The organism is Aminobacter sp. BA135 (assembly GCF_050859125.1).
Lineage (GTDB): Bacteria > Pseudomonadota > Alphaproteobacteria > Rhizobiales > Rhizobiaceae > Aminobacter > Aminobacter ciceronei.
Genome location: NZ_CP139573.1, coordinates 314,574 through 333,447 on the forward strand (window position 1 = coordinate 314,574; position 18,874 = coordinate 333,447).

General features: G+C 62.2%; 16 protein-coding genes. 7 read left to right on the forward strand and 9 right to left on the reverse strand.

Annotated features, from left to right (window positions below):
* Window positions 1–173 precede the first annotated feature (173 nt).
* Window positions 174–1,082, reverse strand: a complete 909-nt coding sequence (locus SLT36_RS29415; RefSeq protein WP_154384410.1) for a hypothetical protein — start codon at window positions 1,080–1,082, stop codon at window positions 174–176.
* Between the two features lie 244 nt (window positions 1,083–1,326).
* Entirely contained in the window at window positions 1,327–2,208 is an 882-nt protein-coding gene (locus SLT36_RS29420; RefSeq protein WP_432288588.1) for a helix-turn-helix domain-containing protein, read from the reverse strand.
* A 692-nt stretch (window positions 2,209–2,900) separates the two neighbouring features.
* On the opposite strand from SLT36_RS29420, the gene SLT36_RS29425 reads away from it, so the two are divergent.
* From SLT36_RS29425 to SLT36_RS29435, 3 genes are all read left to right on the forward strand, one after another.
* Complete coding sequence (locus SLT36_RS29425) at window positions 2,901–4,430, forward strand: ABC transporter substrate-binding protein (protein ID WP_432288589.1); 1,530 nt, start codon at window positions 2,901–2,903, stop codon at window positions 4,428–4,430.
* 67 nt (window positions 4,431–4,497) lie between these two features.
* Window positions 4,498–6,123 (forward strand): serine hydrolase domain-containing protein, encoded by a 1,626-nt coding sequence (locus SLT36_RS29430; RefSeq protein ID WP_432288591.1) that lies wholly within the window; start codon window positions 4,498–4,500, stop codon window positions 6,121–6,123.
* Between the two features lie 305 nt (window positions 6,124–6,428).
* Complete coding sequence (locus SLT36_RS29435; RefSeq protein WP_432288592.1) at window positions 6,429–7,166, forward strand: hypothetical protein; 738 nt, start codon at window positions 6,429–6,431, stop codon at window positions 7,164–7,166.
* Between the two features lie 16 nt (window positions 7,167–7,182).
* Here SLT36_RS29435 and SLT36_RS29440 read toward each other — a convergent pair whose 3' ends face one another.
* A complete protein-coding gene (locus SLT36_RS29440; RefSeq protein ID WP_432288594.1) occupies window positions 7,183–8,562 on the reverse strand; it encodes an ISNCY family transposase in 1,380 nt (459 codons plus the stop codon).
* 153 nt (window positions 8,563–8,715) lie between these two features.
* Window positions 8,716–10,224: a winged helix-turn-helix domain-containing tetratricopeptide repeat protein gene (locus tag SLT36_RS29445; RefSeq protein ID WP_432288596.1), complete on the reverse strand. Its 1,509-nt coding sequence runs from the start codon at window positions 10,222–10,224 to the stop codon at window positions 8,716–8,718.
* A 136-nt stretch (window positions 10,225–10,360) separates the two neighbouring features.
* Here SLT36_RS29445 and SLT36_RS29450 point away from each other — a divergent pair, with 136 nt between their 5' ends.
* Window positions 10,361–10,567 (forward strand): DUF1127 domain-containing protein, encoded by a 207-nt coding sequence (locus SLT36_RS29450; protein WP_432289212.1) that lies wholly within the window; start codon window positions 10,361–10,363, stop codon window positions 10,565–10,567.
* Window positions 10,568–10,643: 76 nt separating this feature from the next.
* The gene (locus SLT36_RS29455) at window positions 10,644–11,804 is read left to right on the forward strand and encodes an MFS transporter (RefSeq protein WP_432288597.1); all 1,161 of its coding nucleotides are present in this window, start codon (window positions 10,644–10,646) and stop codon (window positions 11,802–11,804) included.
* 34 nt (window positions 11,805–11,838) lie between these two features.
* Here SLT36_RS29455 and SLT36_RS29460 read toward each other — a convergent pair whose 3' ends face one another.
* From SLT36_RS29460 to SLT36_RS29480, 5 genes are all read right to left on the reverse strand, one after another.
* The gene (locus tag SLT36_RS29460; protein WP_432288599.1) at window positions 11,839–12,576 is read right to left on the reverse strand and encodes a 5'/3'-nucleotidase SurE; all 738 of its coding nucleotides are present in this window, start codon (window positions 12,574–12,576) and stop codon (window positions 11,839–11,841) included.
* Window positions 12,577–12,584: 8 nt separating this feature from the next.
* Window positions 12,585–13,745: an MBL fold metallo-hydrolase gene (locus SLT36_RS29465; RefSeq protein WP_432288601.1), complete on the reverse strand. Its 1,161-nt coding sequence runs from the start codon at window positions 13,743–13,745 to the stop codon at window positions 12,585–12,587.
* Complete coding sequence (locus SLT36_RS29470; protein WP_432288603.1) at window positions 13,742–14,821, reverse strand: ABC transporter ATP-binding protein; 1,080 nt, start codon at window positions 14,819–14,821, stop codon at window positions 13,742–13,744. Before SLT36_RS29470 ends, SLT36_RS29465 begins: the two co-directional genes overlap by 4 nt.
* Window positions 14,809–16,512, reverse strand: a complete 1,704-nt coding sequence (locus tag SLT36_RS29475) for an ABC transporter permease (protein WP_432288604.1) — start codon at window positions 16,510–16,512, stop codon at window positions 14,809–14,811. Before SLT36_RS29475 ends, SLT36_RS29470 begins: the two co-directional genes overlap by 13 nt.
* 122 nt (window positions 16,513–16,634) lie before the next feature.
* Window positions 16,635–17,621, reverse strand: a complete 987-nt coding sequence (locus SLT36_RS29480; RefSeq protein WP_432288605.1) for an ABC transporter substrate-binding protein — start codon at window positions 17,619–17,621, stop codon at window positions 16,635–16,637.
* A 270-nt stretch (window positions 17,622–17,891) separates the two neighbouring features.
* On the opposite strand from SLT36_RS29480, the gene SLT36_RS29485 reads away from it, so the two are divergent.
* Together SLT36_RS29485 and SLT36_RS29490 are read left to right on the forward strand one after the other, a co-directional pair.
* Window positions 17,892–18,695 carry a sugar-binding transcriptional regulator gene (locus tag SLT36_RS29485; protein ID WP_432288607.1) on the forward strand — a complete coding sequence of 268 codons (804 nt, stop codon included), beginning with the start codon at window positions 17,892–17,894 and terminating at the stop codon, window positions 18,693–18,695.
* On the forward strand, window positions 18,640–18,864 hold the full coding sequence (locus SLT36_RS29490) for a sugar-binding domain-containing protein (protein ID WP_432288608.1): 225 nt from the start codon (window positions 18,640–18,642) through the stop codon (window positions 18,862–18,864). The genes SLT36_RS29485 and SLT36_RS29490 overlap by 56 nt, the downstream gene beginning before the upstream one ends.
* The last annotated feature ends 10 nt before the right edge of the window (window positions 18,865–18,874 follow it).

Genomic DNA, 18,874 nt, shown 5'->3' on the forward strand with positions numbered 1-18,874 from the left:
TCTTTGCCTGAACGGAATTGCGGTCCTCGTTTGGGGCAATGAGATTTCAGCGCGATGACAACAGCATGATGGTTTCATGACAGGTGCGACGAGCGCCGAACGATGGTGAGGGGGTATTGCGTTGCCGCGAAAGACCTCCCGGGCGACGAGCACCGCCCGGGAGTCTTTGCAGGTCAGGATGGGGTCGACCACTGGCCGCCCTTGTAGAGGCGGGTGGCGGTGTTGGTCGAGGTGAGGTCGATCTCGGTGGACATGGAGCGAGCCGAACTGAACATCGTTGAGGTGGCGATGTCCTGCTGGAACCACACCATCACGGTGTCGATCGGGGTCAGCGTCACCGAGCCCTGAACCATGCCGCTGGGCGCCACGTAGAGCGGCGTCGTCTGCTGGACACCGTTCAGCGTCGAGATCTGGCTCAGCGCCGGGTGGATCAGGCCGAACTGGTTCTGCATGGAGACACCGGTGACTGGACCGCCGGTCGCCGGCGGCTGCAGGATACCGTTCGCGTCGAGCAGGCACTGCTGGCCGAGGCCGAGCGCCCGCTGGTTGGTTGTCGCCGTGACCGTCACCGTGTCGGCGAAGACATTGGTGCCGAACAGCGAGAATTGAGGCGTCCACGAGAAGGCAGTGCTGTAGACATATTTGGTCAGCGACTGCCAGACGACGTTGTAGCTGCCGCCGTCGCTGCCGGAGGCGACCTTCTTGGCAAAACACATGGCGTAGTTGTTGGTCTTGAGCGTGGCCAGGTCATCGAGATCGACAAGGATTGTCACTGCCTTGGACACAGCGTCCAGGGCCGCGTAGAAGCTCGCCAGGCTCTGCCGTGCGACATCCCGTTCGTAGGTCTCCACCTCGTCGGCCGCCGCCGCGCTGAAGGTCGCGTTCTTGCCGTTGACCGCAGTGCAATTGCACAGGTCACCGGTCACCGACTGGCCTTGCCTGATGTCGTAGGTGTTTCCGCTGGTGACGGACCCTGACGACAAGGTAACCGTGAACGGCTCGTCGGTGCTGACGGTGCCGTCACCATTGGCGATCTTCGTCCATGTATTCCCGACCTTCTTGTAGATGTGTAGCTTCGCCATTTTGGCCTCCTGGAACTATGGTTGACAAAAATCAGACACAACAGAAATCGCCGCGAAGCGCGCTCCCACGAAACTCTTGGAACTCCAAGAATATTTCGTAGTATTTTAAGTAACCTTCCGCCACGCCGCTAAATATAATCTGTCGCATTTTCGGAGACCCGTCCTCCGGCTGGCGTCCCAAAAACATGTCTGTCTGTCCCAGCAAGCTCTGCTGGCTCTCCACCGCGAGGCGCCTGTGGGTAGGTCACCCAGCCATCAACTCTTTGAGCCAATGCTCCAGCTGATTACCGCCCGGTGCGGGAGAGGCGACCGCGAGCCATTCAGCATCGCCGCGCTTGCTGGCAGCGCGTGCAGCACGGGGCGAACTGCCGAAGGCGTCGTGGAAGATCCGGCTGAAATGAGCCTCATTCCTGAAGCCGAGATCGTAGGCGATGTCGCCGATACGCCTATGGCGAAGGGCCGGGCTGCAGATGTCGAGCAGCGCGCGGCGAAGGCGGCGACGGCTGATGTAGTGCCTGACGCCGCCAGATGTCTCGAACAACCGATAGAGTTGGCTTCGCGAAATGAGGAACGCTGAGGCCACTTCTTCGGGCGCCAGGTCCGGCTGATGCAGCCGCTCTTCGATGTAACCTCGGATGGACCGCATGAGACCGCCGTGAGACGTCGTCGTGGGCGCCGGATACGAGACGGCGCCGATGCCCAGGCATGTGTCGGCCAGGTTCGCCGTCACCCGAGCGAGCGCCACCGCCTCGTGGAGCCATAGCCGTGGCGCCGTCTGGCACAGGGTCACGATGTGCTGCCCAAGCAGACCGCCAACCGGGGTGTCCCGCAACAGAATGCGGCCATGCTGCCTGTCCAGTTCGCCGGTGGTCGGCGACAGGAGCGATCGCGGCAACACAAGGCTTACGCTTTCGCTGGCATAGGCGACGAAATCGAGCGGGCTTGCCAGGTCGACGATCCCGACATCGAGATGGTTCAGCCGCCTGTTCTCGCCGGCGCGCCTGAGATGGCCGCCGCCCTGGCTGCAGACATGGATGAAAAGATGATCCAAGTCATCGCGCAGGGTCCAGGCATCGGATCGCGAGTAACGCACGGCATCGCTCTTTCCGTGCAGAACCAGCGCCAAGCCTAGGTGGTAAACGGTCAGCGAGGCGAAAAAACCATGCTCTCGCCGATGAAACGGCCGCGTCACCCTGAACAGCGACGCCAGAAGCTGTTGCCAAGATTTAAAGCTATCAGAGTCCGTATCACCTGAGACTGAATAATTGAGAGTCCGTACTTTTGAGCCATTCGTACCAGTCTGTTGCATCTCGGGAAAGATACTTGACACGACCACACCGCACCCCCATGCGACCTACGGAGGTGATCAATTATCAAACTATCATCTATTCACGAAGTTGCTTTTAAGATGCACATGAATTTAAGTATATATATACAATATATCTCGGCAGGTTCGGTCATGGCAGCAAGACCAGACGCAGGCCATGTCGCCTAGCGATATCGAGATCCAGCCGCGGTCCAGGCATCAGCTCCACCAGATCAGGGACCGCTGACGCGGCGCCGCTCCACAACCGAAGCGCAACGCCAAGCTTCACGGCCGTGTGGGCGTGGGCACGCTGTTCTATGCCATCAGGGCCGATCCTAACCGGGCAAACCTTCGCGCCCCGAAGTAGCTCGGCGAAGAGGGATCGACGTGCATTGGCCCAAGCATCAATGCCACTGGATCGGCAGAAAAGGTTTGACAACAACCGACAAAAGCCTAGCCTCTAAAATATGGAATATATTCCATTACACTGGAAGTCTGGGAGGACTGGCATTATGACGATGAGACTGGCTGTTGTTTCTGCGTTGGCCGCGCTTTCAACCGCATCTGCGGCTTATGCGGAGCCAACCAAAGGTGGCATCATCAATGTCGCGACGGTTGGAGAGCCACCAACGCTCGACGCGATGGTTACGTCGACAGATCTCGTCGGCATGATCAGCCAGCACATCTTCGAGACGCTCTTTACCTTCGACAAGAACTGGAATGTCGCGCCGCTGCTGGCGGAGAGCTTGCCCGAGGTGAGCGACGATGGGACCGTGTACACCATCAAGCTGCGCCAGGGCGTCGTCTTCCACGACGACACCCAGTTCGACGCCGCAGACGTCGTCGCTTCCCTGGACCGCTGGATGAAGCTCGCAGGCCGGGGTAAGCAGATCGCTCCGACCGTCAAGCAGATCGAGGCTGTCGATCAGTCGACAATTCGTATCACCCTGACCAAGCCCTATTCAGCACTGCCGGCTCTGCTTGCATTCAACAATTCCGCCGCGATCATGCTGCCCAGCGAAAAGCAGGCAGACCCGATGGTCGAGGTCATCGGCACCGGCCCCTATCAGCTCAAGGAGCGCAAGCCGGATCAATACATCCAGCTGACGCGCTTTGACAAATACAAGCCGCGCGCCGAGGAAGGCTCCGGTTATGCTGGTGCGAGGATCGCTTATCTCGACGAGATCAGGTTCGTTCCGGCACCGGACGCCTCCACCCGTCTCGAAGGGGCCATTGCGGGGCAATTTGCATATACGGACTCGCTGCCCGTCGAACAAATGGGCCGGCTCGCCGACAGCAAGTCAGAGGCGGTTCTGTTGCAGAACTCCGGTTGGCTGATGATGCGCATGAATGCCAAGCAAGGCGTTCTTGCTGACGTAAAGGTGAGAAAGGCCGTGCAGGCGGCCCTCAGCGAAAGCGATATGCTCGCTGCCGCCTTTGGCGACCCGAAATTCTTTGCTGTCGAGGGCGCAATGTATCCGGAGGGATACCAATGGCATAGCAACGTCGGTGTTGAGGGCAACTATGATGTCGGCGATGCCGATGCAGCAAAGAAGCTGCTCACCGACGCCGGGCTGACGACGCCGACGCCGCTGCGGATTCTGACCAGTCGCCAGTACGAGTTTCATTACAAGATGGCGCTGGTCGCTGCAGAATACCTGAAGCTCGCTGGTTTCGACGTGAAAATGGAGGTCGTCGATTGGGCGACACTGACCCAGCGCATCCTGAATCCTGAATTGTGGGACATCTTCATCACGCACAGCCCGTTCTTGGCTGAGCCGGCGCTGATCAATATCTTTTCTCCAACGGCGGTCGGCTGGTGGAGCACGCCAGAAATTGCGGATGCGATGACGGCGCTGACAGGCACCGCCGATCCGGCGAAGCGCGTTGCTGCTTTTGGCACCGTGCAGTCGCTGATCATGGAGCAAGCACCAATAATCAAGGTTGGAAATTTTAGCGCACTTTCGGCCAAGGCGCCCGGATTGAAGGGTTTCTGGCCGTCTCCTTGGGCCTCGTTCTGGAACGTGTCGCTGGAGAAGTAAGGGACCCGCCTGTCCCCGTTCCTCACGGGGACAGGCTTCTTGTCGCGGAATATTAGCGGAACATCAAATGTCTGTTTCTCAGCGTTCGGGATCGCTCGGATCAACCGAAGTCGCATTGCTTGATGCATGTATCTCCGAGGCAGCATCGCCCGACGGCCCCGGCGTCGCCGTAGCTGTTCTGCACAAGGGCCGCCTTGTCTATCAACGGGCGAGGGGGCTTGCCAGCCTGGCCCATCGACTGCCGCTGACGGACCGCTCGGTTGTGCGAATAGCGTCCCAAAGCAAGCAGTTCACCGTGCTGATGATCCTCATGCTGGAGAGTGATTTTTTTTTTCAAGCAGAAGACGGCATACGAGATCACTTTCCATGGCTGCCCGATTGGGGCAGCCGGGTGACGCTTGGCCATCTGGCATCGAACACCAGCGGCATTCGCGACATCCTGGATTCGATGATCATGGCTGGTATTCCAATCACCGCGCCGTCCTCCAGGTCGGCGGCGAAGGCGATCGTCGCATGGCAACTGGGGCTCAATTTTGAACCCCTGACAGACCTCCTCTACAGCAATTCGAACTTTCTCCTGCTGTCCGAACTGATCGAGAAGGTAACGGGCAAGAATTTCAACGAGGCGCTTGAGCACTACATCAGCGGCCCCCTCGGGATGACTGATACGCAACTGATGGTGAGAGATGACGAAATCCGTCCCCGTCTGGCGGATCATCACCGGCGAGGCCCACAAGGCCAGTGGCTCAAATCTGCCTGGGGCATTGCGATCGGCGGGGAAGGCGGCCTGGTGTCGACCTTGGCGGACATGATCATCTGGCAGCAAAACCTGCGGGAGCCAAAGGTTGGCACAGCCGAGATGATCGAGCGCATGGGAAAGCCCTATGTGACGATAAACGGCGTTGCGTCGCCCTATGGGCTGGGCCTCGTCAATACGTGCCACAAGGGCGTCCCGCTCGTCGGCCATGGCGGCTGGATCGCCGGCTCGCGTTCGGAATCTTTCCGCAACACCTCGGACGACATCTCGATCATCGTCTTGTCCAACCACGACGATTTTTCATCGTTTGGGCTCGCGCGCGACGTGCTCGACATCGTGCTTGGCCGCAGCCCCGGCGGCCTGCTCTCGCCAGAAGGCATTGCATCCCTCGAGACCCGTTACGGGTTCTGGCGATCCGACGATGGCGGCCGCGTCTTTGGTCTCGAGGAGTCGGGCGGACTGCCGGCAATCGTCGGCAGCATGGGCGTCTCGGCACTGGAGGAACCGGAAGTGGGTAAGTTCCATGCCCGTGGTTCGCTGCCGGCATTTGTCTTTTGGTTGGAAGCGGACGGATCCATACGAACCGAAACGTTCGGCCGTTCAAGGCGCTATCGACGGGTGGAAGCACCAAGGCAAACCGGGAGCTACCCGTCTGGCACGTACAGCAGCACAGAGAGCGGTTTGACCGCAAGCATCGAAAATGTTGACGGCCGCTGGAGCATGCGCGTGACATCGCCTTTTGGCACGGCACGGCTTTCGCTCGATGCATGCGATGCGGACATGTATCTCGCTCGCCCAAGCGAAACCGACATCCACGACCAATGGCGTATCGCGCCCTGGGTGCTGCCGTGGCTCTACAGTGTTCGCATCAGGAGCGACGCGATCGTGCTCAACAGCGATCGCGGCCGTGACGTGGTGCTCACCAGGCTGCCCTAGACACGCGCCGGACGCCTCGCAATGGCAGGCGGCGTGGCCGAATGTCCGTCAGCGGCCACCACCCTGGCAACATCAAACGAGTTGTGGCGGCCAGGTTGAAATGTCCGCATTGGCGCAAAGTTGAAATGTCACTTCAGGCTGCCACACGGCACGACAATCAGCCCCGCTCTGACCGGCTGGTCCGGGTTGCAAGGGCAGAGCGGGGCGGGTGAGAGACACCCATCGGCTTTAGCTTTCTCAGTTCCAATTATTGCGTTCCTGGTAGATGTTGCAGGCAGCTGAATGTGCAGGGGCAGGATCTCGCGGTGCTTCCGGAAATCAAGCTGATGGGTGATGTCGATGTAGCCGCGCTGTCGCCGCTGCTTCGCGGCATGACCAAGACTGTTTCCTACGCAGAGACCCAGGGAGGCATCGGCCTGACCGCGTCGGGGGCGATGAACCGCAAGTTCGTCCACTGGGCCGCTGTTCAGTTCGATTGGCCCGGCTACACGTCGGACGACTTATACAGCATCAACAAGGTTCTCAACGAAGCCGATATGCCGCCGCTTTTGGTCGTCCGTGACATGGTCAAGTACTTGCGGCTTCTGCGGCGGCGAAAGGACGTACTGGTACCAACCCAACGCGGCCGAGACTTTCTGGCGAGACCGCAGGCCTTCTTCGATCTGATCGCGACGGATTATCTTTATGCTTATATCCATTACGGGCAGACGCAGGAGGCCGTCCGTAATCGGATGCGTTGGTGGCACGTCTTTCTCAATCTTATCAATATGAAAGCAGAAACGGGCTGTTCGTTGGACGACCTGGCGAACGAGCTATATCCGAGCGAATCGTACCCGGAGCCAGCAGAAATGACTGTCGAAACCTGGGCGGAAAGGTCGGCGCTCCGCTACGATATCATTCGACCGCTGTGCTGGCTGGGATTGCTGCACGAAGATCGCGAGGGGCTGACGATTTGGCAGGATGGAACCTACCACAAGACACCGTTGTGGCCTGCCTGCTTAAAGCTAGACTCCGACATGCAATCCGAACTCACTCTCCATTGAGCCGTGCCGGGTAAGTTTATCCTTGCTCCACCGCACTTTGCTGGGAAAGCGCCTGCCGCCGCCGAGCAATGATCGCGGGATCTTTCATGAAATCCCTCCGCTTGCCCGGCTTGCGACCCCGCGGTTTGTAGCCATTCTTCTCGCTGTTGGTCTTCACCTTCGGCGCCGGCCGCTCGTCCTGGCGCTCCTTGATGTAGGCCAGCACATCGGAAAGCCGCTTGTTCTCGGTGATCGCCGCATGCGTCACCCGCTGATCCTTGTCGAACACCCGGTAGGGCAGGGAATGCCCCTTCCAGCGCACATCCAGCCGGCCGTCGGCATAGGCGTAGGTCTCGACATAGCGCCCGACCAGTCCGCGCGTCACCTCGTTCTCGTCCAGCATGATCCGCTGGCGCTCGTAGGAGAAGGTCAGTTGCGCGCCGACATAGCGCTGCTCACGTTTGCACAGGACGTCGCGCAGCCGATCCGGCGCGAGGCTCAGCGACCGATGCAGATCATCAGGTCGGGCAGGGGTAATGGCAAACTGCCGGTTATAGCCCTCCATGAACCGAGGCAGGAAAGCGTTGCCGTCGTCCATCCCGCAGATGCCCTCCAGGCGCAGATCCATAATCAAACGGTCCTGTAGCGTCCGGTTCATCCGTTCGACCCGTCCCTTGGCCTGACTGGAATTTGCGCAAAGAATCTCGATGTTTAGCTCGCAAAGTGCCCGCCCGAACTGGGTCATGCCCTGGCCGCCCTTGGCATCCTTCTTCGCCACCCGGAACACCGAATGCTTGTCGGAATAGAAGGCGACCGGAGCACCATGCGCCTTCAGATAGAACGCGAGCGCCTCGAAATAGCTGAACGCACTTTCCGAGCGTACAAAGCGCAACTGCATCAGCTTGCCGGTCGCATCATCGAGGAACACCAGCAATGAACATGGGGCACCGCGATCCTCGAACCAACGATGCTCGGATCCATCGATTTGCACCAGTTCACCGTAGGCCTCGCGCCGCAACCGCGGCTGATGAAACGTCCGGCGCTGCTTGCGCGACAGCCACAGACCGGCCTCCGACATCCATTGGCGCAAGGTCTCGCGCGACACCGTCAGCCCGTCGCGCTCGGCCAGCTTCTCGGCGGCCAGCGTCGGACCGAAATCGACATAGCGCTCGCGCACGATCGCCACGGCATAGTCGCGCACGCCGTCACAAATCCGGTTGTTCGAGGGCCGGCCGATCGCCTTGTGCCGGATCGATGCCGCACCATCCGTCCGGATCCGCTCCAACAGCCGTCGAACCTGACGCGTGCTCAAGCCCAGGACATGCGAAGCCGAAACCATCGTCATGCGGCCGTCGACCACCTTCGACAAAACCTCGATCCGCTGCAGATCGCGTTCACTCATCGCAATCAATCCCATCCGCAATCTCCTTGGCGTCGGTCAGACGCAAGGAGTGTGACATTCCAACTTTGCGGAAACAGGACATTTTAACTTTGCGGCTACACGAGTTTGCCGCGTAATCTATCTTATGGAACTTGCCAGACGACATTGCGACAGGTAACTACTTGCGCCTCACTCGGGAAGCCCCGCCTTGCAGAAACCGTCGACGAAATGCGCAAGCGTGGCGGCGTCGCGGAACGGCTCAGTCGCGGCCCAGTGGCGGGTGGTGTAGTCGGGGTTGCCGACAAGAAACAGTTCAGCTTCCGCACGTGCCTCGTCGAGCCTGCCCAGTTGGGCCAAGCTTGCCGCCAGGAAACGGCGCGAGCTCGTGCGATAGGTCTCGTCCTTGAGCAGCGTCTCGGCGGCAGCCTCGTAGTCCCGGGCCGCATACTGCGCCTGGCCAAGCACCAGATAATACCAGCCTGCCGGAAACGGGTTGAGCCGGAACGCCTTGTGGATGTGAGCGAGGCCATCTTCGATCCGTCCTGCAAGGATCGCGATGTCGGAGAGTGCAGCCCAGGTGTCGGCTTCGTTCGGGTCAAGCTCGATCGCCCTGGCGAACTCCGCATCGGCCTCGGCGAAGCATTTGTCGTAGGCCAGCAGATATGCCAGCACCCAGCAGCAGCCGGCGTCGCCGGGATCGAGCGCCACAGCCTTGCGCGCCAGGTCCAAAGCGTCCTTGCGGCCGGCTTCCGCCGGTCCGCCGCTGTGCACCCATCCCATCCAATGGTTCATGGCGAGCCAGCGATGGGCCTCGGCGTAACCGGGATCGAGCGAGATCGCGCGCGACAACATCAGATGCGCTTCACGCGCCGCTTGCGGTGAATCGTCCATCAGCTTGCGTGCCCGGACGCACAGATCATAGGCCTCGAGGTTTTTGGGGCGGACGCGCGGTGGCGGGGTGCGCAACCGGCCAAGCAACGCCTCGACGATCTTGCCCGTGACCTCGTCCTGCACGGCGAAGATATCTTCCAGGCTGCGGTCGAAGCGCTCCGCCCAGAGATGATCGCCGCTCACCGCATCGACCATTTGGACGTTGATGCGCACCCGCCCGGCAGCGCGCCGGGCACTGCCCTCGAGCAGGTAGCGCACACCGAGCTCGCTTGCGATCGTGCGCACATCCATCGCCCTCCCCTTGTAGGCAAAGGACGAGTTGCGCGCGATGACGAACAGGCCTGGAACCCTGGACAGGTCAGTGATCAGGTCTTCGGTCAGGCCGTCCGCGAAAGCCCCCTGCTCTGAACCGTCGCCGACATTGACGAAAGGCAACACGGCAATCGACGGCCTGTCGGGCAGCGGCAAGGGTTTTCGCCCGGCTTCGCCAAGCTGCTCGACCCTGCCCAGGAAGCGGTAGCCGACGCGCGGGACCGTGGAGATCCATTCGCCGCCGTCGGCCTTAGGACCGAGCATTTTCCTGAGCTGCGCGATCTGGACGGTGAGATTGCCCTCCTCGACCGTGGTACCGGGCCAGGCCGCATCCATCAACTCGGCCTTGCCGAGGATCGCGCGCGACCGCCCGACCAGCGCCGCAAGCAGCTTCATCCCGCGATGGCTGACGGCTACGGGATCGTCGTTCCGGAGCAGCGTTCCGGCATCCGGATCAAGCAAGAACGGACCAAAGGCGAAACGCACTCCCTTCATGCAGCGCATCTATAGCCGGTTTGGAAGTTTTTGGAACTATTTGGCGGGACTTAAGGACGACGCCATTCGTCTTCTGTTGAAGTCAGCCTCATCCAGATCGACGGACAAGCGTCCCTCAACCCGGGCGGAGGTTGTTATGAATGATGTTTGCGCAAATACATCCGGCTCGCCTTGCGCAACGCGGGCAACCCTGACAGGCACTATGGCCAGTTGGCGCTGGCGCATACGTTTCCGCTGGGAACTCGAGCAGAAATTGAGATCCGACCCCCATCTGATCGACGATATCGGCCTGACGACACCACAGGTCGAGGCCGAGATCGCCAAGCACTTCTGGCAGGCGTGAGGAAGACCGATGACATCTGGCCGCCAGTTCCCCACACACCTGCAGCAGAGCCGCCCTGTCCTGTTTCGAGGTCAGCATGACGGGCAATAGCGCGACATCTGAGCGAGAAATCCCATGGGCCGCAATGGCGGGTGTCATCGCAACCGTCACGGTGTTTGCTGTGGCACAGGGACTGACCTATCCGCTGCTCAGTTTCATCCTCGAACGCAAGGGAACGGCGCCGGGCCTGATCGGCCTGTCGGCGGCGATGACGCCGCTGGGGTTCATCGTCTCTTCGCCGGTCATACCAGCGTTGACGCCTCGTGTCGGCGCGGCACGGCTGGCGATCCTGTGCTCGCTGCTGGCAGCGGCCACGCTGGTGGCGATCGGCCTGCTGCAGGATGCCTGGGCCTGGATGCCGCTGCGCTTCCTGCTCGGCTTCTTCGCCAATCCGCTCTACGTGATCAGCGAAACCTGGCTGCTGACGATCACCCCTGCATCCCGTCGTGGGCGCATCATGGGGCTCTATTCATCGATCGTTTCGGGCGGCTTCGCCATCGGCCCGCTATCCCTGGGCCTTGTCGGCACGGAAGGCTGGCCGCCATTCATGGTTGGCGTCGCGGCATTCCTTGCCTGCGGCCTGATCGTCCTTGCGGTCGTGCCGCGCATGCCGAAGCTGCAGCATGACGGCAACGTCGCATCGATCGGCGGCTTCTTCGCACGCGCGCCACTGCTGTTGTTCGCGGTTTTCACCGCCGCCGCCTTCGAGCAGACCTTCATCTCGCTGTTTGCCATCTATGGCACAGCACTTGGCAGCGCCGAAGGCAGGATCGCGTCGCTGATCACCTGCTTCATTGCAGGCAACGCCCTGGTACAGATCCTGCTCGGGCGGCTGGCCGAGCAGTTTGGCGCGACGCGCACCATGCTGCTTTGTGCCCTGGCGTCGCTGGCCGGCTGCCTGCTTTTGCCGCTGGTCTTCGATGCGTGGCTGGTCTGGCCGATCGTTTTCATATGGGGCGGCGCTTCATTCGGCATCTACACGATGGCGCTGATCCAACTCGGCGAGCGGTTCTCAGGCCAGATGCTGATTGCCGGCAATGCAGGCTTCGCCCTGGCATGGGGCGTCGGCGGCATCTTGGGGTCGCCCGCGACCGGCCTCACCATGCAACTGATCGGACATCAGGGCCTGCCATTGGCACTGGGCCTGATGAGCGGGGCGTTGGCGATATTTTTGCTGTTGGCGCGACGGAGACTGTGACCTCGCTACGAACCGCACGCCCCTCGATGTCGACCTATTGCGCCCTCAGAAAACCCTCGGCAAGGCGCGTCTCGCCGAACCAGTTGATGCGGTTGATGGTGATGTAGCCGGCGTCGATAGTGCTGTTCTCATCACCCTCGACGGTCGTTTTTTCACGGCCGCGGGGCACCACGAGCACGGTGCGGTCGCCATCCTGTTCGACGACCTCGGAGCGCCGGGCGATCTTGTCGCGACCGACGCTTGGCTGGCGGATTTCGGCCGGCAGCGACGACGGCAGGTTGATGCTGAGCCAATGGCCCTCCAGCACCCAATCAGCCCGCCTGCGCCAGAGCCCGGCGATCAGGCCGCCGAGCCAGGCATCGTCGCCGGCACGGATTTCCGGCGACTTGACCTGCGAGAAGCCGATCGCCGGCACGCCCCAGAAGCTCGCCTCGCGGGCAATGCCAAGCGTACCGGAGTAGGCGAGATCCTCGGCGACGTTGCGGCCGTCATTGATGCCGCCGAGCACGAGGTCGGGCCTGCCGTCGCCGGCAAGCAGCCAGGTCATGGCGGTCACGACACAGTCTGCCGGGCGACCCGAGCACGAGTACCAGCGCTCGGCGGTACGACGCATGGTGAGCGGCTCGGCCATGGTCAGAGAGGCCCCCGCGGCGGTGTGTTTGCGCTCAGGTGCGACGACCCAGACATCGTCGCTGATGGTCTCTGCCGCCGCCACCAGGCGGGCAAGGCCCGGCGAGGCGACGCCGTCGTCGTTGCAGATCAGGATTCTCATGGCGGACCTCAAGCAGCGAGAGTGTAGCTGTCGCCGGTGCGCAGGCCTGTGCGCAGCGACGGCATGTGGGGCGCAAGCTCTGCGAGCATGCCCGGCAGGCAAGAATGGCCGAAAGCTGTCGGGCGTCCAGCGCCTTCCCAGATGGCCAGGCTTCCCGACAATGTCGGGTGCGTCGGCATGCGTATCCAGTCGGCGCGACCCGCAGCATGCAGCACATCGCCCGGCGAACCGGCCGGCAGGTGGCCAGAGAGCAGGATGGGATAGCCGGCAGCGTCCGCCAGCGGCAGAAGCATCGCCGACGGCCCGGCCTTGCCCATGCCGTCGTCGGCGAGCAACGGGCAGGCCGGCAAGGCATCGCCGTCATGCCAGTCAATGGCTTTGGCCAGACGCTGCCGCAACTGGGGGACCATCGTCGGATGAAGAGCCGCCCTGGCCTCGATCTGGACGGCGAGCGATGCCCGCATGCTGGCATGGATGGCAAAGGGGCCATCGAGAATGGCCATCAGCTCGAGCGAGCGGCCGGAAAGCGGCGTCGGCAGCAGGCAGCCGCCGGGCCGGGCCGCGACCCATTCGGCGATGGCTTGCGCACGTGCCGTACCGCTGACCGGATCGGCGCCATAGGACGCATCGAACACAAGAAGGTCGCAACGCGGCATCGAATCCATGACGAACACGCTGCTGTCAGGCACGACGTCGGCGGAATAGACGACCTTGCGGCTGCCGTCATCGACGGCGAACCAGACACCGCCGACGACATGGCCGGAGCGGCCCGTCGCTATCGTCAACCCACCGATGATCAGGCTGTCGCCGGGCTCAAAAAGTTCTATCTGTTCCTCGGGAAGCGGAAAGCGCTTGAAATCATCCGGCTCGGCATAGGCATCGAGCGTTGCCGAAGCTTCCTCCCGCGTCTCGGCCGTCATCAAGATGCGACCACGATAGCCTTGCGCCAGCAACCAGCTCAGCGCCCCGACATGGTCCTCGTGGGCGTGGGAAATCAGCACCGCATCAATGTCGCCGACATCAGCAGGAAGCACCGGGTAGTATTCCGCGCCGGAAGCGCCGACTTTGATGCCGGCGTCGAGCAGTATGCGTCGGTCGCCGCCTGACAGGGCGACACTGGTGCGTCCCTTCTCACCGAAACCACCGCAGAGGTCGATGCGCATGCTCATGCTGAGGCACCGCCCGGGATGAGCCAGCCGGAAGCGATGCGGACGCGGGCCCTGGCGCCGGCCTCGAAGGGATTGGGATCGGGTTGTTCGAAGTGCAGCACGACCGAAGGATCGGCATCGGGGGCGAATTCGATGCGCGCCACGCCGCCCTTGTAGACCGCGCGCCTGACCGTGCCGTCGATGCCCGGCTCGTCAGGGGCGGCTGCCGAGATTTCAGGCGCCCGGCAGCAAATCTTGGCTTCGGCGCATCGCGTCTCGTCACCACGGCAACGGACCACGACCTCCTGGCCGAGCACATCGACTTTGACATGGCCGCCTTCAGCCGGGATCAGCACCTTGGCCGGGATAACGATGCCTTCTGATATGAATGACGCGACCATCTCGTTGGCCGGCTCACGATAGAGATCGCGAGGAGCCGCGAGCTGGGCCAGGCGGCCATTGTCCATGACGGCGATGCGGTCGGCCAGCGCCATGGCTTCGGCCTGGTCGTGGGTAATGTAGACGATCGTCGTGCCGGTACGCTTGTGGAAGGCGGCGAACTCGTCCTCCATGGCCGCGCGCAGATGGACGTCGAGATTGGCCAGCGGCTCGTCGAACAGCACCAGCGACGGTGCCGCCACCAGGCAGCGGGCGAGCGCGACGCGCTGGCGCTGGCCACCCGATAGATTGGCGGGGCGGCGGTCGCCAAAACCCTTGAGGTCGACCAGCGCCATGGCATCCTCGACCCGGCGCTTGCGCGTTTCGGCATCGACCTTGGCGACCTTCAGCGAATAGCCGATGTTTTCGGCAACCGTCATGTGCGGCCATAAAGCGTAATTCTGGAAGACGATTCCGACCCGCCGCTTTTCCGGCGGAACACAGCCTTGCGCGGTCGAGACGATTTCGCGGCCGATGCGGATGTCGCCCGAGGTGACGTTCTCGAAACCGGCGACGAGGCGCAGAAGCGTAGTCTTGCCGCAACCCGATGGCCCGAGAACAGCGAGGAACTCGCCGTCCCTGACGTCGATGGAGACATCCTTGACGGCGTCGAAATCACCGAAGGTCTTGGTAACGCCGTTGATGGTCAGTCCCGCCATGGGAGCACTCCGCTGGGTAGGTGGGCGGCAAGCAGATTTGCCAGCAGCATCAGGACGAAGGTAATCGCTACCGTGATTGCAGAAATCGCCGACGCGTAGTTGGAATCGCCGCCTTGCTCGAAAGAGAACATCAGCACACCGATGGTCTCGGAACCTGATGACCACAGCAGCGCCGAGACGGTCAGCTCGCTGAGTGCGGTCATGAAGATGAGCAGACCGCCGGCAAGGGCCGCCGGTGCGACGAGCGGGAAGATGATGGTGCGCATGCGCGTGAACAGGCTGGCACCGGCGACCCGCGCCGCCTCCTCGAGCGCACGGTCGATCTGGTGGTAGCCGGAGATCGTCGGCCTGAGCGCCAGGACCAGGAAGCGTGCGAGATAGGCGTAAAGGATGATCCAGACGGTGTTGTAGATCTGGATGCCGGTGAACGGAATCGGCTTGAGGAACATCAGCAAGGACGCAATCGCCAGCACCACGCCCGGCAGGGCATAGGGTAACTCGACTGCGAGGTTCAGGTACTTGACCCACTTCTTGCCGCTCCAGGCGACGAGATAGGCGACCGGGATGGCGACCAGCACGGCGAAGGCGGCTGCGGAGAGAGACAGTGCGAAACTGTTGAGGAAAGCGCGCCTGGCGGCGCCATATTCGAACAGCACGAAGCGATAATTGTCGAGCGTGGCGGTGGCAGCGGTGAGCGGGATGCCATAGCCGGGCACCAGCGACGAAAGCAGCAGGCCGAACAGCGGCAGCACCAGAATCAGCACGATCAGGCACCACATCGCGACCTGTACCGGCACCCGCCACTTGCCAAGCTCGTAGGGTTCGGCAGCAAGCGAAGTCGAGCTGATGCGGTAGTCGCGGCGCCGGCTCATCACTTCCTGGGCGAGGATGCCCGCCATGGCGATGAGACCGATCAGCACCGACAGGAAGGCGGCGTCGCCGAGCACGGCCGGGCCGCCGCCGGCGAGGCGCTGGTAGATCAACGTCGGCAGCACCAGATAGTTGGCCGGGATGCCGAGGAAGGCGGGGATGCCGAAATTGCCGACGCAGGAGACGAAGGCCAAAGCCGCAGCCGCAACGACCGACGGCGTCATCAGCGGCAGCACGATGGTGCGCAGCACGGTGAACCAGCCGGCGCCGCTGGCGCGGGCAGCCTCGACCAGCTCGCGCGGCAGCTTGCGCAGACCGGCGCGCACGAGCAGGAAGACCAGCGGGCCATACTGCACGCCGAGAAGCAGGATGATGCCCTCCGGCGAATAGAGCGGATTGCGGCTGCCTAGCGGGGGCGCGATGCCGAGCATCTTGAGCAGCGGGCTGGCCGGGCCGAACAATTGCAGCCAGGCGAGTGCCGTCACCTGCGGGGCGATCATCAGCGGCATGACGTAGCAGAGCACGAAGGCGCTGCGTCCACGCACGTCGGTGAGGGTGACGAGCAGCGCGACGGAGGTACCCAGGATCACGGCGAGAGCTGTGCCGAAGAAGCCAACCACGAGCGTGTTGCCGGTGGCGACCCAGGTCGTCGCATTGGTCAGTCCGGCGCTGATCGCTGCGGTGGACAGCGTCCCGCCGGGAGCAAGGATCTCCTGGATCAGGCGTAGCATCGGCAGGATGGACAGCAACACGATGAGTGCGGCAACCACCACCGTCATGGCCCATTCCTGGCCGCGACCTTGTTTCAGCCTGACAGACATTTTCGGGTTCCGGAAAGCAGGGCGGCACTCGCTAACAAGGATGCCGCGCGATACTGGCACATCGGCCAGTTCAAATCTGGAGAAAGGACCCGGAAGGCCGATAGGCCTTCCGGGTCGGACGATCAGCCGCCGAACAGGCCGGAGAACTTGGCCTTGTCGGCTTCGATCTTCTCGACGATCGCCTTGACGTCGAAGTTCATGACCTTGACCTCGACGCCTTCTGGCAGCCAGGCAGGCCGACCGACGGAGGGCTTGGCCGGCAGGTAGCCCTGATCGAGAGCCAGCTTCTGGCCGTCATCGGAGAGAATGAAGTCGACGAACTGCTTGGCGCCTGCCACGTTCCTTGCCGTCGAAAGGATGGCCACCGGCTCGGTGACGGCAGGCACGCCCTCGGACGGGAAAACGAACTCGACCGGCGAGCCCTTGGCCTTGGCATTCATGGCCATGAAGTCGACCAGGATACCATAGGGCTTCTCGCCGCTGGCCACGGACTTCAGCACGGCACCGTTGCCGCGAACCGAGATGGTGTTGTTGGCCTTCAGCTTGTCGAAATAGTCCCAGCCATAGTCGGCATTGCCGGTAAAGCCGGAGAGCAGGTAGGCGGCGGCGCCGGAATAGAGCGGGCTCGGCATAACGAGGCCGTCGGCGTAAGCCGGCTTGGCAAGATCGGCCCAATGCTCGGGCTTCTCGGCAGCTGCGCTGTTGTAAGCAATGCCGGTCGTGATCAGCTTGGAGCCGAAGTAAGTCTTGTCGACGTCATAGGAGTCCGCTGCGAAGCCATCGAGCTTGGCCTCGGCATAGGCCATCAGGCGAGAGTCCTTCTTCAGCAGTTCCATCGAGACCGCATCGGCGATCAGCAGGACGTCCGGCTGCGGGCTGTTTGCGGCAAACTCGGCGGCGAGCTTGGCGAGGATATCGCTGGTGCCCGAGCGGTAGACCTGCACGTCGACGTCCGGATGGACCTTCTTGAAGGCCTCGACGGTCTTGGTCGCATCAGCTTCCGGCTGCGACGTATAAAGGGTCAACGTTTCAGCGCTGGCAGCTCCGGCAAAGAGCGCCACTGCCAAGGCGAACTGGCTTGCGGCCATCCTGGCGAATGTCGTTTTCATGAAACCTCCTGTTGTGTCCACTAATGGCAAGTCGGCTTCAGATCCGCGTGCCACGACCTCCCTACACAGCGCGTTTGACACTTGGGTGACATTACGCTGACACATTTATGATATGATCATTTGTTGTGTGTCAAATACAAATGAACATGCTGCATTGCGAAATTTGGAGCATGAAAACAGGCTTAGGAACCGGCATCCGGCCCTTGCGCCAGACTGCAGAACAGCCATTCTCCAGAATCGTTGTGGCGCCGAGGGGAGACCGGACAAGGAATGCGTACGAAGCAGGAAATGCCGGTCGAGCCAGGTGCCGCCATGGTCTCGTCCGACCTCGCGGTGAAGACCGCATGGCTGTACTATGTCGAAGGTCTGACCCAGGAGCAGATTGCCGACAAGCTGAAGGTGAGCCGGGTCAAGGTGATGCGCACGCTCGCCGCCTGCACGGCCGACGGCGTGGTGGTGACCACAATCAACGCCCAGACCGCCAGGCAGGTCGAACTCGAGCGAGCTTTGGAAAAGCGCTGGGGCCTCGATGCCGCGATCGTCGTGCCGACACCCACCGCCGACGAACACCTGGAACGGGCGATCGGCCACTCGGTGGCTCTCTATCTCGACCAGCAGATGCAGGACGGCATGACGCTGGCGATCGGCGGCGGGGCGACGCTTCACTCCAGCATCGGCTTTCTCAACCGCCGGCAGCTCAAGAACGCGAGCGTTGTCGCCCTGGTCGGCAGCCTGCCGCACTCACAATGGGTCAACCCGTCGGCGGTGGCGGCAAAAGTTGCGGAGACGCTTGGCGTCGACAGCTACCAGATCACCGCGCCGGTCATCGCCCACAGCCGCGAGCTGCGGGACCTGTTGTGGGCCCAGCCGGAACTGCTCGACGTGCGCAAACGCGCGGCAAAGGCCGATGTCGCCCTGCTGACCGTCGGAGAGATGTCGGCAAACGCCACCATCTTCCGCCACGGCATCGCCACAATCCTTCGTCGCCCCGCTCAAGGCCAAGGGCGCTGTCGCCAACATGTTGTGTTATTTCATCGACGCCGACGGCAGGATGATCGACCACGAAGTCAATGACAGGGTCATGGCGATCGATCTCGCGGCCGTCAGCGCCGTGCCGAACCTGGTGCTTGCCGCCGGCGGCAAGCGCAAGATCCCGGCCATTCGCGCCGCCCTTGCCGCCGTCAACGCCAATGTGCTGATCACCGACAGCGACAGCGCAGCCGCGCTGACCTGGCTGTCCTGAGGCCTGCGGC